This window comes from Paenibacillus wynnii (assembly GCF_030812855.1).
Taxonomy (GTDB): Bacteria; Bacillota; Bacilli; order Paenibacillales; family Paenibacillaceae; genus Paenibacillus_AQ; species Paenibacillus_AQ wynnii_A.
On record NZ_JAUSTK010000012.1, the window covers coordinates 15,271 to 30,494 of the forward strand.

16 protein-coding genes are annotated in these 15,224 nt (G+C 46.5%); all 16 read left to right on the top strand.

Annotated features, from left to right (window positions below; genetic code table 11):
* Positions 1 to 4 precede the first annotated feature (4 nt).
* Positions 5 to 1,348 carry an acetyl-CoA carboxylase biotin carboxylase subunit gene (accC, locus tag J2T20_RS13465; RefSeq protein ID WP_307589106.1) on the top strand — a complete coding sequence of 448 codons (1,344 nt, stop codon included), beginning with the start codon at positions 5 to 7 and terminating at the stop codon, positions 1,346 to 1,348.
* A 118-nt stretch (positions 1,349 to 1,466) separates the two neighbouring features.
* Positions 1,467 to 1,874, top strand: coding sequence for an Asp23/Gls24 family envelope stress response protein (locus tag J2T20_RS13470; RefSeq protein WP_036659166.1), 408 nt, complete (start codon positions 1,467 to 1,469; stop codon positions 1,872 to 1,874).
* Between the two features lie 77 nt (positions 1,875 to 1,951).
* Positions 1,952 to 2,491, top strand: coding sequence for an alkaline shock response membrane anchor protein AmaP (gene amaP / locus J2T20_RS13475; protein ID WP_307589109.1), 540 nt, complete (start codon positions 1,952 to 1,954; stop codon positions 2,489 to 2,491).
* 15 nt (positions 2,492 to 2,506) lie between these two features.
* A complete protein-coding gene (locus J2T20_RS13480; RefSeq protein ID WP_307589111.1) occupies positions 2,507 to 2,740 on the top strand; it encodes a DUF2273 domain-containing protein in 234 nt (77 codons plus the stop codon).
* Positions 2,741 to 2,917: 177 nt separating this feature from the next.
* Positions 2,918 to 3,370, top strand: a complete 453-nt coding sequence (gene nusB, locus J2T20_RS13485) for a transcription antitermination factor NusB (protein WP_307589113.1) — start codon at positions 2,918 to 2,920, stop codon at positions 3,368 to 3,370.
* A 32-nt stretch (positions 3,371 to 3,402) separates the two neighbouring features.
* The gene (gene folD / locus J2T20_RS13490) at positions 3,403 to 4,260 is read left to right on the top strand and encodes a bifunctional methylenetetrahydrofolate dehydrogenase/methenyltetrahydrofolate cyclohydrolase FolD (RefSeq protein ID WP_307589115.1); all 858 of its coding nucleotides are present in this window, start codon (positions 3,403 to 3,405) and stop codon (positions 4,258 to 4,260) included.
* Between the two features lie 9 nt (positions 4,261 to 4,269).
* The gene (xseA, locus tag J2T20_RS13495) at positions 4,270 to 5,655 is read left to right on the top strand and encodes an exodeoxyribonuclease VII large subunit (protein WP_307589118.1); all 1,386 of its coding nucleotides are present in this window, start codon (positions 4,270 to 4,272) and stop codon (positions 5,653 to 5,655) included.
* On the top strand, positions 5,627 to 5,884 hold the full coding sequence (gene xseB, locus J2T20_RS13500; RefSeq protein WP_307589120.1) for an exodeoxyribonuclease VII small subunit: 258 nt from the start codon (positions 5,627 to 5,629) through the stop codon (positions 5,882 to 5,884). The genes xseA and xseB overlap by 29 nt, the downstream gene beginning before the upstream one ends.
* A complete protein-coding gene (locus tag J2T20_RS13505) occupies positions 5,868 to 6,815 on the top strand; it encodes a polyprenyl synthetase family protein (protein WP_373457796.1) in 948 nt (315 codons plus the stop codon). Before xseB ends, J2T20_RS13505 begins: the two co-directional genes overlap by 17 nt.
* Before the next feature lie 115 nt (positions 6,816 to 6,930).
* Positions 6,931 to 8,838, top strand: coding sequence for a 1-deoxy-D-xylulose-5-phosphate synthase (dxs, locus tag J2T20_RS13510; protein WP_307589121.1), 1,908 nt, complete (start codon positions 6,931 to 6,933; stop codon positions 8,836 to 8,838).
* Positions 8,839 to 8,889: 51 nt separating this feature from the next.
* Complete coding sequence (locus J2T20_RS13515) at positions 8,890 to 9,789, top strand: TlyA family RNA methyltransferase (protein ID WP_307589123.1); 900 nt, start codon at positions 8,890 to 8,892, stop codon at positions 9,787 to 9,789.
* Between the two features lie 66 nt (positions 9,790 to 9,855).
* Complete coding sequence (locus tag J2T20_RS13520) at positions 9,856 to 10,329, top strand: hypothetical protein (protein WP_307589125.1); 474 nt, start codon at positions 9,856 to 9,858, stop codon at positions 10,327 to 10,329.
* Between the two features lie 27 nt (positions 10,330 to 10,356).
* Positions 10,357 to 10,806, top strand: a complete 450-nt coding sequence (gene ahrC / locus J2T20_RS13525; RefSeq protein ID WP_036657524.1) for a transcriptional regulator AhrC/ArgR — start codon at positions 10,357 to 10,359, stop codon at positions 10,804 to 10,806.
* A 43-nt stretch (positions 10,807 to 10,849) separates the two neighbouring features.
* Positions 10,850 to 12,577 carry a DNA repair protein RecN gene (gene recN, locus J2T20_RS13530; protein ID WP_307589128.1) on the top strand — a complete coding sequence of 576 codons (1,728 nt, stop codon included), beginning with the start codon at positions 10,850 to 10,852 and terminating at the stop codon, positions 12,575 to 12,577.
* 114 nt (positions 12,578 to 12,691) lie between these two features.
* On the top strand, positions 12,692 to 13,858 hold the full coding sequence (gene spoIVB / locus J2T20_RS13535) for a SpoIVB peptidase (protein WP_307589130.1): 1,167 nt from the start codon (positions 12,692 to 12,694) through the stop codon (positions 13,856 to 13,858).
* 203 nt (positions 13,859 to 14,061) lie between these two features.
* Positions 14,062 to 14,874 carry a sporulation transcription factor Spo0A gene (spo0A, locus tag J2T20_RS13540; protein WP_307589131.1) on the top strand — a complete coding sequence of 271 codons (813 nt, stop codon included), beginning with the start codon at positions 14,062 to 14,064 and terminating at the stop codon, positions 14,872 to 14,874.
* Positions 14,875 to 15,224: the final 350 nt, after the last annotated feature.

Consider the following 15,224-nt stretch of genomic DNA (forward strand, 5'->3'; position numbering starts at 1 on the left):
ACGCATGAACATTCAAAAAGTGCTGATCGCCAACCGCGGCGAAATAGCGGTCCGCATTATCAGGGCATGCCGTGAACTTGGTATATCCACTGTGGCGGTTTATTCAGAGCCTGACCGGGACTCCCTGCATGTCCGGCTGGCAGATGAAGCTTACTGTATCGGTCCGACTTCGTCCAAGGACAGTTATCTGAACTTTACAAATATTATGAGTGTAGCCACCTTGACGGAATGTGATGCTATTCATCCCGGCTATGGTTTTTTGGCTGAGAATGCCGATTTCGCAGAGATCTGCGAATCCTGTAATATTATCTTTATTGGTCCTTCACCGGAAGCCATTACCCGTATGGGAGATAAAGCCGTAGCTAAGGAAACAATGAAATTGGCTGGTGTTCCGATTATTCCAGGCTCTGACGGAATTGTTGAGGATGTGGAAGAAGCTATAATGCTGGGCCGGGATATCGGTTATCCTATTATCGTCAAGGCTACAGCGGGCGGCGGAGGTAAGGGTATCCGTATTGCCGAGGATGAAGAATCCTTGGTGAAACAAATTACTGCCGCTCAGCAGGAAGCGCAGAAAGCCTTCGGCAACGCTGGCGTATATCTGGAGAAATTCCTTACGGGAATGAAGCACGTAGAGATTCAGATTATTGCCGACAACCATGGTAATGTTGTGCATTTGGGCGAACGTGATTGCTCTGTACAACGCCGCCGCCAGAAGCTTGTTGAAGAAGCACCTTGCTCCGTTTTGACATCTGAAATCCGGGAAGCCATGGGTAAAGCAGCCGTACGTGCAGCTTTAGCAGTGAACTATTCTGGTGCAGGCACCTTGGAGTTTTTGCTGGGGTCCGATGGACAGTTTTATTTCATGGAGATGAATACCCGTATTCAAGTGGAGCATCCGGTAACCGAAATGGTAACCGGTGTAGATTTGATTAAGGAAATGATCTCTGTAGCAGAGGGTAATCCGCTTTCTTTCACTCAAGAGGATATTGTGATTAATGGCTGGTCTATGGAATGCCGTATTAATGCGGAAGACCCTGACCGTAATTTTATGCCTTCACCGGGCAAAATAGGCTTTTATCTGCCACCGGGCGGTCTTGGTGTCCGAGTTGACAGCGCTGCTTATCCCGGCTATACAATCTCTCCGTTCTACGATTCAATGATTGCGAAGCTGATTGTCTGGGCTCCAACACGTCAGGAAGCCATTGCGAAGATGAAAAGAGCTTTAGGTGAATTCGCCGTGGAGGGAATACATACAACGATTCCATTCCATCAGAAATTATTGGAACATCCTGTATTTTTGGACGGAAACTTTGACATTAAATTCCTTGAGGAATATGAAGTTTAAGCCGATTTCACATTGTTTGTCATAAAGTTCTCCAAATGATATAGTATGTTTAATAAGAGACGTGCTTTCACTGCTTGAAATCATGAACAACTTTTTGTTGAAGGGTGTGGAGTCTAAGATGAGTACATTGCCGACAGAATACGAACGGACGGAAATCGGTGAGATCCAAATCGCACCAGAAGTGATTGAGATTATTGCAGGTCTTGCGACTGTAGAAGTTAAAGGCGTTGCCGGAATGAGCGGAGGCTTCGCTGGAGGAATTGTTGAGCTTCTCGGACGTAAGAACCTTTCTAAGGGTGTAAAGGTTGAGGTTGGCCAACGTGAGGCTGCTGTGGATGTATCTGTTATTATTGAATACGGCAACCGTCTTCCCGAGGTAGCTGCGGAGATTCAACGTAACGTTAAGCGTTCTATCGAGACCATGACAGGCTTGACCGTTGTGGAAGTGAACGTCCATATTCATGACGTTCAGTTCAGAAACGCTGACAAAATTGAAGAGACTGACGCATATCTACGTGTGAAATAACAGGTCCCCACTCTTCAAAATAAACCCCCGACAGAAAAGTCGAGGGTTTACTCTAATTTAAGGAGGCCCAGAGACTCTTGGCGAAAATTTTGGACAGACTTCTGCTGTTTATATACAGCTTAAGTATCGGAATATTATCTGTAATTGCCATCCTCCTTTTAAGCGGCGTCATTCCTGAGAATCTGAAGATCAAGGATGGACCAACTATGTATATTGCTGCGATAACTGCAGCTGTTGTTCTCTTCTTGCTCAGCATTCGATTCTTTTACATCTCTCTTCGCCGTGACCGGGCTTCCATGCCTTCTGTGGATCAGCGAACGGAATATGGAGATATCCAAATTTCCATGGAAACAATTGAGAATCTCAGTTTGAAGGCTGCCGGTAAAGTCAAGGGAATTCGAGACCTGAAATCGCGTATTCGTGTCTCCCAGGCCGGCCTTGAGATTATGATTCGTGCTGTAGTGGATGGGGAGCATTCCCTGCCGCTGCTTACAACCGAAGTTCAGCGTAATGTGCATGATTTTGTGCAGGAGACAACAGGGATTCCTGTAGCTGATGTATCTGTGTATATTGCTAATCTTACTCAATCTCCAAGCTTCAAAAGTCGAGTGGAATAGAGGTGAGTTTCCCTTATGTCTTGGAAAGAAGTATGGGGAAGTCACGGGGGTAGAATTGCCGGAGTGACCTTCGGTATCTTTCTCGGGTTGATTTATTTAATAAGTGGTTTTTGGGATATGTTGTTCTTTGCACTGGTTGTGTTCATAGGGTATACGCTCGGCAAAAGAAAAGACCATGCGCAAGCTCCGCTGTTTCAGTGGCAGGAATTTGTTCAGTGGCTGTCTGGCCGTTGGCGTCCCTTCAAGTGAACCGCGATATCTTTCTTCCGGGGCAGGATTTGTTGCTTATATTTTGTTTGCCCAAGAAGAAGGACAACGCGGTTTTTTTAATTAAGACTCTTAGTGGAAAACATCACTGTAGGACAAGCTAAGCATATTAGACTAATTGGTTGAAATAATGGATCTATAAATTGTAGGAGGAAATACATGAAAAGACGTATAGCTAGAGAAATTATTGTGCAAAGCCTGTATCAGATGGAAATGAACGAAGTGGAAAGTGCTGAAGCAGTAGAGATATTGCTCCAAGAAGCTTCAGATGATAATGAATCGGATGTAGTGATTACGGATGAGATTCAACTGAAGCATTATGTAGTTGAACATGTTGATGGAATCTGGGAGCATAAGGTTGCCATTGATGATATTCTTGAGCATTATTTGAAGGGCTGGCAAATGAGCCGTCTGTCCCGAGTTGATCGGCAGATTCTGCGTTTGGCCACCTTTGAAATGATCTTTGCCAATGATGTGCCGGCGAAGGTAGCTGTCAACGAAGCCATTGATTTGGCTAAACATTTTGGCACCGATGATTCGGGTAAATTCGTTAATGGTGTATTGGGGAAAATGATTCAGGAGCTTGATACGATTAAAGAAAGCAATTCTTAATTCACTTATACACAAAAGGGGAGAAGTCTGTCATGACAGCAGCAATCATCAGTGGTAAACAAGTATCGGATGAAATTCGTATCGACATTGCCCGGGAGGTTGCACTACTCTCAGAACGAGGTGCACAACCAGGTCTTGCTGTAGTATTGGTAGGGGAAGATCCGGCTTCACAAGTATATGTGCGGAATAAGGAGAAGTCTTGTGTCAGCTTAGGGTTCTATTCCGAAGTTCACAGACTGTCTGCTTCCACTTCGCAGGAAGAACTGCTGGCTATGATAGATGATTTGAACAGCCGAAATGAGATTGACGGAATTCTTGTGCAGCTCCCACTACCGAAGCATATTGATGAGAAAGCAGTTATCAATGCGATTGCAGTGGAGAAGGACGTGGATGGATTTCATCCTGTCAATGTAGGAAATCTTGTGATTGGTGATGACAGTCTGCTCCCATGTACTCCAGCAGGAGTTATAGAATTGATCAAACGGACTGGAACAGGTTTAGCAGGCAAACACGCAGTGGTCATTGGCCGCAGCAACATCGTAGGTAAGCCAGTCTCCTTATTGCTTCAGCGAGAAAATGCTACCGTAACCATGTGCCATTCCCGTACAGCAAATATGGCTGAGTTATGCCTTCAGGCGGACATTCTGGTAGTAGCCATTGGCCGGGCTAACTTTATCGATGCATCCTATGTAAAGCCGGGAGCTGTCGTCATCGATGTAGGGATGAACCGACTGGATAACGGTAAGCTTGCAGGTGATGTTGAGTATGAAAGTGCTAAAGAAGTAGCCGGTTATATTACACCTGTTCCAGGTGGAGTGGGCCCTATGACTATAACTATGCTTATGAGCAATACACTGATTGCGGCAAAACGCCGCCGTGGTCTGGAATAGGGTACGCTTATGGCAGCCGAACGTCAGGTCTATTCGATAAAAGAACTTAACCGCTATATCCGAATGAAACTGGATTCGGATTCCTTACTATCTGACGTATGGATTCGCGGAGAAATTTCGAATTTCACCCATCATGGCAGTGGACATATGTACTTTACGTTAAAGGATGAGAGCAGCCGTATCAAAGCTATTATGTTCTCATCTCATAACCAGAGATTGCCTTTTGTTCCTAAGGAAGGCGCAAGGGTAATTGCCCGAGGGAATGTGACTGTATATGAACGGGATGGGCAATACCAATTCTATGCGACACATATGCAACCTGACGGCATAGGTAGTCTATATCTCGCTTATGAGCAATTGAAGAGCAAGCTCGAACTTGAGGGGTTGTTCTCAGCGGATCGTAAGCGTCCCTTGCCGCGATTTCCGCGCTGTATCGGGGTAATCACTTCTCCAACAGGTGCGGCGGTACGAGATATCATGATTACGCTTAAGCGGCGTTTTCCGCAAGCATCAGTTGTATTATATCCCGTGCTGGTACAGGGAAAAGGTGCCGGTCCTTCCGTAGTTAAGGCGATTCAAGAATTGAATGCCATGGGGGAAGCCGATGTACTTATTGTCGGCCGTGGCGGTGGGTCGTTAGAGGAGCTGTGGGCGTTCAACGAAGAGGGAGTCGCCCGGGCGATTGCTGCGTCGGAGATCCCAGTGATCTCGGCCGTAGGCCATGAGACTGACTTCACGATCGCCGACTTTGTTGCCGACCTCCGGGCTGCAACACCAACAGCCGCCGCAGAGTTGGCTGTACCACATGCAGGCGAGCTGGCGGCTCAACTGGTGCAGACGCAGCGACGCCTGCGCCAGAGCTTGCTCCGGCGCGCTCAGCGTGACCGGGAGAGGCTCTCTTCTCTACAGCGTTCCCCGGTGCTGGTGAACCCGCGCCGATACCTGCTTCAGCATACACAGCGGCTGGACATGCTTCAGCGGCGTCTTGCCGTCGCCTTGGCAACGCGAGTTAGCCGCGCACGAGAGCGTCAAACCGTTTTGCAGCATAGCCTGCAGAGGTTTACGCCGCGTGAGGGGGTCATCGCTGCCCGGAGGCGCACTGAAAGTCTGCGTCGCGAGCTGGTGAGCGCCATGCAGGCACGGTTGCAAGAGAAGCGATCCCGTTATGTGGCGGAAATGCGTCACTTGGATGCGCTTAGTCCACTCAAAGTAATGTCGAGAGGTTACAGCCTTGTCTATGACGAAGGTGAACAGCATCTCATTAAATCAATGACTGAGGTACAAATTGGTGATCTTGTAGTGATCAAGTTGAACGATGGACAACTTGACTGCCAAGTTCGGGGGATGAAGGAGGAGGCCAAAGGCGATGACGAAGAAACCGGAACTGGATTTTGAGGGAGCAATGGACCGGCTGGAAGAAATCGTGCGTGAGCTTGAGCACGGCGACGTTCCCCTGGAGAAAGCCATAGATCTTTTTCAGCAGGGCATGAAGCTGTCGCAGCTATGCGGCAGCAAGCTTACGGAAGTAGAGCATAAAATTGAATTGATTGCCTTAGAGGACGGAGAACTGCGCAAAAAGCCGTTCGGTGCCCGGCTGGAAGGGGACAATGATGAATCGCTATAATCATGAACTTCAAAGTGGATCCAAAGAATCCTTTCGAGAGCCACTTGAGGATTATATTGCAGCGGTAATTGAGCTTGTCACCACCGAAATAGAGAGGCTGTTCCCGGAACATTGGGAAGTGCCACAGAATTTGAGGGAAGCCATGAAGTATTCGCTTATGGCTGGAGGAAAGCGCCTTCGCCCCTTGCTTGTCATTGCGGCTTGTGAAGCACTTGGAGGGCGGCGAGAGGCAGCCTTGCCTGTCGCAACAGCCATTGAGATGGTTCATACCTACTCACTGATTCATGATGACCTGCCTGCTATGGATAATGATGACTACCGCAGGGGTAAGTTAACAAACCATAAAGTATTCGGAGAAGCCACGGCAATCCTTGCCGGGGACGCATTATTGACGCATGCCTTTTACAGTATTGTACAAGCTTCTCGCAGTTATAGTGTGCCTGCTGAGTGTGTGCTTTCTATTGTAGAGGACTTAGCAGAGATGGCGGGTCCTCGGGGGATGGTCGGAGGACAGATTGCCGATATGGAAGGTGAGCAGGGTCTTACCGAGCTTGAACAGCTGCAATATATTCATTTGCACAAAACGGGAGATCTTATCGTCTTTTCCTTACTAGCAGGTGGAAGAATTGGTGGAGCCACTGAACAGCAGCTTGAGGCCTTACGGAGCTTCGGTACTCATATTGGTCTTGCGTTTCAAGTTCAGGATGACATTCTTGACCTGATCGGGGATGAAGGCAAACTTGGCAAAAAGACGGGTAGCGATCTTAAACAAGAAAAGGTTACTTATCCCTATTTCATCGGCCTTGAGGCTTCACAACAAGAGGTTGAACGTCTAACGGAAACAGCCAAGTTAGCTGTATTGGAGGGAGGGTTTACAGACAGTACCCGATTGCTGGAAATTGCCGGATACTTGATGAAACGGGACCATTGACCCCTGCGACAGAGAATAATAGAAAATTTCAGAAGCGGCTGCATTTCGACAGCCGTTTCGTTTGTGCTATAATGAGACCTATATTTTACAACATCAAGGAAAGCGGGGAAAACACGTGCTGCTTCCACAAATAAAAGATCCTGAGCAACTGAAATCACTGTCGGTCGAAGAACTGACTACTCTTGCGGATGAGATCCGCCGGTTTTTGATCGAGAAGCTATCTGTGACCGGAGGCCATCTGGCATCTAACCTAGGAGTAGTGGAGCTCACGCTGGCCCTGCATTACTGTTATGAGAGTCCACGGGACAAAATGATATATGACGTAGGCCATCAGGCGTACGTTCACAAAATATTGACTGGCCGGATGGACCGTTTTGACTCCCTGCGTAAGCAGGACGGGTTATGCGGGTTTGTTAAACGTTCGGAGAGCAAGCATGATGTCTGGGAAGCAGGACACAGCAGTACTTCACTTTCTGCTGCCATGGGTATGGCAGTTGCCAGGGATTTGAAGGGTGAGGACAATAAGGTTATTGCCGTCATTGGTGACGGTGCACTTACAGGCGGTATGGCCTTTGAAGCCTTAAACCATATCGGGCATGAGAAGCGTAAACTGATGGTTATTTTGAACGATAATGAGATGTCCATTGCGCCTAACGTAGGAGCGATGCACAATTATTTGAGTAAAATTCGTTCAGACCGCCACTATTTGCGTGCTAAAGATGAAGTTGAGGGACTGCTCAAAAAAATCCCGGCAATCGGGGGTCGTTTAGCCAAAACCGCTGAACGAATGAAGGACAGTCTTAAATATATGATGGTACCAGGTGTGCTTTTTGAAGAGCTTGGCTTTACATACCTAGGTCCGGTGGATGGTCATGATCTGGAGAAGATGATCGATACTTTCCATCAGGCGGATAATGTAGCGGGTCCTGTTCTTGTGCATGTGCTCACGACAAAAGGTAAGGGCTATCAACCTGCGGAAGCGGATTCCTATAAATGGCATGGAATTACACCTTACAAGATTGAATCGGGTCAAGTACTAAAAGCGGTAGGCAATCCAATGTATACGGATGTTTTTGGTCAGACCCTTATCGAGCTTGGACGAGAAGACAAACGACTTGTCGCGGTTACACCTGCTATGCCTGGCGGTTCGGGCTTATTTCCGTTCGCCAAGGAATTCCCAGACCGGATGATAGATGTAGGTATTGCGGAACAGCATGCGGCGACACTTTGCGCTGCGCTGGCAATGGAAGGGATGAAGCCTGTATTCGCGGTTTACTCCACCTTCATGCAACGCGCCTATGATCAGATCGTACATGATATTTGCCGTCATAATGCTAACGTAATGTTCGCTATTGATCGTGCTGGCTTTGTAGGCGCTGATGGAGAGACGCATCAGGGTGTGTATGATATAGCTTTCATGCGGCATATTCCGAACATGGTTATGATGATGCCAAAAGATGAGAATGAACTGCGCCATATGATGAAGACCGCAATTGATTATAATGACGGACCGATTGCTTACCGTTACCCCCGTATCAATGGAACAGGTGTAACTCTGGATAAAGAAATGCATAGTATTCCTATCGGCTCCTGGGAGCGGCTTCGTTCAGGAGATGAGGTAGTAGTATTAGCTTGCGGTCCAATGGTTCAATTGGCTGAGGAAGCTGCGGAGCTCCTAAAGCGTGAAGGAATTCAGGTTGGTGTGGTGAATGCCCGCTTCCTGAAACCCCTCGACGACACCATGCTGCTGGATCTGGCACATGCCGGTACCCATATGATCGTTATCGAAGAGGCTAGTCAAGCGGGAAGTCTGGGAAGCGCTGTTCTGGAATTTTTTGCTGAGCATGAGGTGTATGAAACTCATGTTCATATTATGGGTGTGCCGGACATTTTTGTTGAGCATGGTTCCATTAAAGAGCAGCGGCAGCTGACAGGACTGAGCGTTGAAGTGTTGTGCGGACGTATTAAGTCTATGAAGGCATTAAGTGCCTTCCCCTACGGCAAAACGACAACTTCCTCGTAAGTCTATAGAAGGAACCGTTTTGTTTAAAAGTTCAACATTCAGGAGATGACCATGGAACACCCTAAGGAACGGATTGATGTCCTGCTTGTAGAGCAGGGATTTTATGAAAGTCGGGAAAAGGCCAAAGCAGCGATTATGGCTGGACTTGTATTGGCGAATGAAGAGCGGATCGAGAAGGCCGGAATGAAAGTGTTGCGGAGCTCGACCTTGAAGGTAAAGGGCTCTGTGCACCCTTATGTTAGCCGTGGAGGACTGAAGCTAGAGAAAGCGCTTCGGCATTTCGGGATAGATCTGCAAGGACGGAATATGCTGGATATCGGAGCATCGACCGGCGGTTTTACGGATTGTGCACTCCAAAATGGCGCGAATTACGTTTATGCTATTGATGTTGGCTACAATCAACTGGACTGGTCACTACGCAATCATGAGCGTGTACGTGTGATGGAACGCACCAACTTCCGTTACATGACCCCTCCTGATATCGACGGTCCGGCTCCGGACTTCGCTAGTATTGATGTATCATTTATTTCCCTTAAGATTATTTTGCCTCCGCTGAAGGCTTTGCTGCAACGACCTGCTGATATCGCAGCCTTAATTAAACCTCAGTTCGAAGCGGGCCGTGAAAAGGTCGGTAAATCCGGAGTGATACGTGATTCAGCGGTTCATAAGGAAGTCTTGATGAACGTATTAACTATGGCTGCTGAGCTAGGATACCAGCTTAAAGGGTTAACTTTCTCACCTATAACCGGCGGAGAGGGTAACATTGAATTTCTCGTCCACTGGAGACTCGAGACGTTGGAAGATCCGAATCAAAGCGGAGATCAACAGTTGGTGGCACCGCTGACAGAAACGGCCCTTCAAGAGATTTCTGCGCTCTCTGAGGCTGTTGTAAAAGAAGCCTCAACTACTTTCAAAGTCAATTCTGTTCATGGAAACTCATCGGGTCGATGAGTTTCTTTTGCTAAAGGAAGAAGGAATTGAAGGGATTAGCGCGAATAAATCACCGAGGTGATTGTTATGTCGGGTAACTCGGACAGGGCAGTAATGGTGCTGATTGGTGTAGCGTTGTCGATTTGGGTTTTGTACCGGGTTTATATATGGCTGCAGAGTTCTCCTCGTTCTTTCATGAAGGACACTATTCCTATCAATAAAGAAATTATACCTCACCCCGCTTTGGACATGCTTGAGGCAGCTGGCTATGAAGTTGTCGGCGGTAAGCTCCGAATTCCGCTGTCCTTTACCGCTGACGGTTCGATACTATACAGTCGGTTATATATTGATTACGTCGCTTCTGCAAATGATGGAACCTTATATCTAGTTATGCTTGAGAGACCTCGGAAGCAATTGGAATGGACAGGAAGCGGTATTAGGGATTTTTTGCTTCCCTATCTTTTGCTTTATCCGGAATGTGGTGGAGTATTATTCGTGAACCTTTCTTCAACTAAAGTTAGTGTGATTAAGCTCGGTAAAGACGATGGTGAATCAGACTAAGCAATATTTAAATACGGGAGGCAACTAATGAAGGGACAAAGGCACATCAAAATACGTGAGATCATAACTCACCACGATATAGAAACTCAGGACGAGCTGGTTGAAGAATTGCGAAATTCCGGTTTTCAGGTGACGCAGGCAACGGTGTCTCGGGATATCAAAGAACTGCTACTAATAAAAGTCCCTATGGACGACGGAAGATATAAATATTCACTTCCGACTGATCAACGTTATAACCCAACACAGAAATTGAAGCGGGTATTGGTGGACAATTTCGTGCAAATCGATTTTTCAGCCAATCTGGTAGTTATGAAATGTCTGCCGGGAACTGCAAATTCGGTTGCTGCGCTTATTGATAATATTGCTTGGCCGCAAATCATGGGTACAATCTCCGGTGACGATACGATTCTGATCATTTGCCGTCAGCCGGAAGACAGCAAGAATGTTATTGCGCAAATTATGGGCTACATATCCTAATTTCATATATGCTGATTATCATCTTTTCGGAGGTGCCTTATTCGTGTTAGAGACGTTATCAATCCGTAATCTTGCTGTAGTCGAAGCAGTAGATGTTTTATTTTATCCTGGATTTCACGTTCTTACAGGGGAGACGGGTGCGGGTAAGTCCATCGTCATTGATGCTCTTGGACTTATTGCCGGCGGCCGCGGCTCTGCTGATTCTATTCGTTATGGCTGTGAGAAGGCTGAGATGGAAGCGCTTTTCAGTCTCCCTGAGAGTCATCCTGTATGGGAGACGCTGGAACGCCTTGGTATTCGTGCGCAGAAGGAAGAGCATTTAATTATTCGCCGCGAGCTAACAGCACAGGGGAAAAGTACCTCTCGTGTAAATGGCCAAATGGTAAATTTAAGTATGCTCCGTGAAATTGGTGAACAGCTTGTCAATATTCACGGTCAGCATGAGCATCAGAACCTTTTAAAGGCGGAGCGGCATTTAAGTCTGCTGGATACCTTTGGGGAAGCGTTGATCGGACCCCTTAAAGCAGCCTATCAGGAGAAGTATTCTGAATTCGCTAAAGTGGAAAAAGAGTTGCGTGAGCTGCAGGAATCTAGCCAAAAGGGCTATCAGATGCTTGACTTATATCGTTTTCAATTAGAGGAAATATCTGCGGCCTCATTAAAAACGGGAGAAGATGCATTACTTTCGGAAGAAAGGGTCAAACTATCTCACAGCGAGAAAATGATGGATTCCGTATCAGGGTCTTACGAACTTCTCTACGATAAGCAAGGAATTGAATCTATAGGAAATGTGATATCCAAGCTTGAGGATGCAGTCCGATATGATGAAAAGGGATTGAAGCCTATATTGGAGCAACTGCAGTCTTCCTATTATCAGCTGGAGGATGCCGCTTTTCAGCTTCGTGATTACCGTGATGAAATAGAATTCAATCCGGAACGACTAGAGGAGATTGAGAATCGTCTGGATCTAATTTCGGGACTGCGCCGAAAATACGGAGATAGCATTGAGCAAATTTTGGAATATTATGATCAAATTCATCGGGAAACGGATTTATTAGAGAACAAAGATGAATATCTGGAAAAATTAACGGCGAAGCGTGACGGACTGCTCGGTGTTCTAATGGAAGCAGCGAATAAGCTCAGTGAGGCTCGGCGCCAGTGTGCCCTTGATTTGGCGGGACAAGTGGAGAGTGAGCTTAAAGATCTGCAGATGGAGCGAACTTCCCTTAAGGTCAATTTGGAAACACTGGAGGACCCTAGAGGCATTGAATATCAGAATCGACGAATTCGTCTAACACGGCAAGGCATTGACAGTGCTGAGTTTATGATCTCCCCTAATCCGGGCGAACCTTTAAGACCTTTGAGCAAAATTGCCTCAGGCGGAGAGCTGTCACGGATGATGTTGGCAATGAAGAGTATTTTCGCCAGACATGATGCGATACCGGTCCTGATCTTTGATGAAGTGGATACGGGTGTCAGCGGACGTGCTGCCCAGTCCATCGCAGATAAGCTGTACAAGCTGTCTTCAACCTGCCAGGTGTTTTCCATTACTCATTTACCTCAGGTGGCCTGTATGGCTGATCATCAGTATTTGATACGTAAGAAGGTTGAAGACGGAAGAACCATGACTGAGGTGGAATCCTTGTCCACCCACGGCCGGGTAGTGGAGCTGGCCCGAATGCTTGGAGGCGTTGAAATTACCGAAAAAACGTTGCACCATGCACAGGAAATGCTCAATTTAGCGGAGGCCAGCAAGGGTGCTGCAAGCTAGTCGGGACAATGATTGACAGTAATAAAAGCCTGGGGGCAAGGTTATCTTATAGGTACGCAATTGGCGACCACCTTTTTCGTCAAGCGAAAGAAGCTAAAGGGAGCGTGACAGCCATTGAAGCCGAACCTCAGGAAGTTAATGCCCGGCCTTTTACTTGCCTTCTTTCTTAGTTTATCAGGCGTAACGGGAACGGTCCGAAGCTCTGCCTCGCCGCTGAATATGAACCATAATGCGGCAAAGGAAGTTGCTGGAGAAGTGAATCAAAAGGGTCTTCGGGGTGACATAGACCGGAAGATCAAAGTTATACCGGGAGGCCAGACCATTGGCGTAAAAGTCAAGTCAGCAGGTGTGCTTATTGTTGGACACCATCTTGTAGAAGTGTCCCAGCAGACCAAGACCTCCCCGGGTGAAGTTTGTGGATTACAGCCTGGGGATTTAATGATCTCCATTGATGGAGTGAAGCTGGACGAGGTCTCAAGGGTGGCGAAAATTGTGGAACATGCGGGCAAAACGGATGCTTTTCTCTCCATTACTTATAAACGTGGAGGCAAGGAGCGGGTCGCCAAACTGAAGCCTGCATATGACCGCAATGATAAGGTATGGCGGCTAGGGTTGTATATACGGGATTCAGCAGCAGGGGTGGGAACTCTTACCTTTTATGATCCGAACCAAAACGTCTATGGCGCTCTTGGGCATGTGATTACAGATATGAATACCGGCACTCCGATTGTTGTTGGCAGTGGACATATTATTCAGTCCAGTGTAACCTCTATATCCAAAAGCCAGGATGGAGATCCAGGTGAGAAAAGGGCCACTTTTCTAAAAGAAAGCCAGGTTCTCGGGAATGTAGAAAGTAATACACAGTTTGGAATCTTTGGTAAAATGACCCGGAATCCTGACCACAGTCTTTATCAGGAGCCTATCCCTGTTGCCATGGGCAGCGAAGTGAAAGAGGGTCCGGCCCAAATTCTAACGGTTGTAGACGGTCAACAGGTGGAACGGTTTAATGTAGAGATCATTCATGTTGCCCGTCAGCCTGAGCCTGCAACAAAAGGAATGGTATTGCGCATTACAGATACTCGTCTTATTGATAAAACAGGTGGCATTGTTCAGGGGATGAGTGGAAGTCCAATTGTACAAAATGGCAAGCTAATCGGGGCTGTCACTCATGTCTTTGTGAATGATCCGAAATCAGGTTATGGCTGTTTTATCGAATGGATGCTTAATGATTCAGGAGTTCTGCAGCAAAATATAATTTCCCCACATCTTAAGGCGGTTTAGCCTTAAGATTTTTTTGTCGAAGGAGAACGAACGGAATCGAATAATGAAAAAAATATTTAATTATAAATCAACCTTGAAAAAAAATAAAGAAAAATAATATTCGACAGAAGGAAATTAGATTTGCATGTCGAATCCCTAAGGGAGAGTAAAATAATGTTAATATTATTTTCGTTATCGCAGAGATTATAAGGAGGATTAAGCCAGTGCAGAATATTGAAGTGTTGTTGGCCGATGATAACAGGGAGTTTACGAATTTGCTTGCCGAATATATTACGGAACAGGAAGATATGACCGTGACGGGTATTGCATATAACGGAGAAGAAGTTCTTCACATGCTGAGCACAGCCCGTAAAGTACCCGATGTCCTGATCCTCGATATCATCATGCCTCATCTGGATGGACTTGGCGTTCTAGAACGACTGCGTGATATGGATTTGAATCCAGCGCCTAAGATCATCATGCTGACCGCCTTCGGGCAGGAGAACATCACCCAAAGAGCTGTACAACTTGGAGCATCTTATTATATCCTTAAGCCGTTCGATATGGAGGTATTGGCTAACCGCGTAAGACAGCTGGTCGGCACCCAAGGAAGTCTTAGTTCTTCCTCCAATATGAATAACTTTTCCTCTTCAAGATCAAACGTCGTACCTCTCTCCAAAGGAAAGAACCTCGACGCTAACATTACGTCTATAATCCATGAGATCGGCGTTCCGGCGCATATCAAAGGATATCAATATCTGCGTGAAGCCATTACCATAGTTTACAACAATATCGAAATTCTTGGAGCAATAACCAAAACGTTGTACCCAGCGATCGCCGAGAAATTTAAAACCACTCCTTCGCGTGTAGAACGTGCAATTCGCCACGCCATTGAAGTGGCCTGGACTCGCGGCAACATCGACAGCATCTCCCACCTGTTCGGCTACACCATTAATATCTCCAAATCCAAGCCAACTAACTCGGAATTTATTGCCATGGTAGCCGACAAGCTGCGGATTGAGCATAAGGTGTCTTGAAAGGGTAAGGAGGATTGAAGTGTAAGGGGTGTGGGGTTTTGGAAGGTGTTTACAGCCAGAACAATTATGGCGGTAAATATCTAAAATTAGCGTTGCCAAGCCGATAAACTTCTATATAACATACCAACTAATACCGCTATTTATTGGGTTTGAAAAAATCCAAGAAAAAGCGGTATTTTTATTATGACGGACTTTGAATTGGAAAAAGGAGAAGACAATAAGAGATCGACTAAATTAAGCAAGCGCCAAATTAGATTCAGTAATTGATAAAATTTGAGCAAACGCAGAAGAAAATCTTAAATGATTAAAACAGGAGTATGAAAATAAATTACAAATAATTACCGAAACGG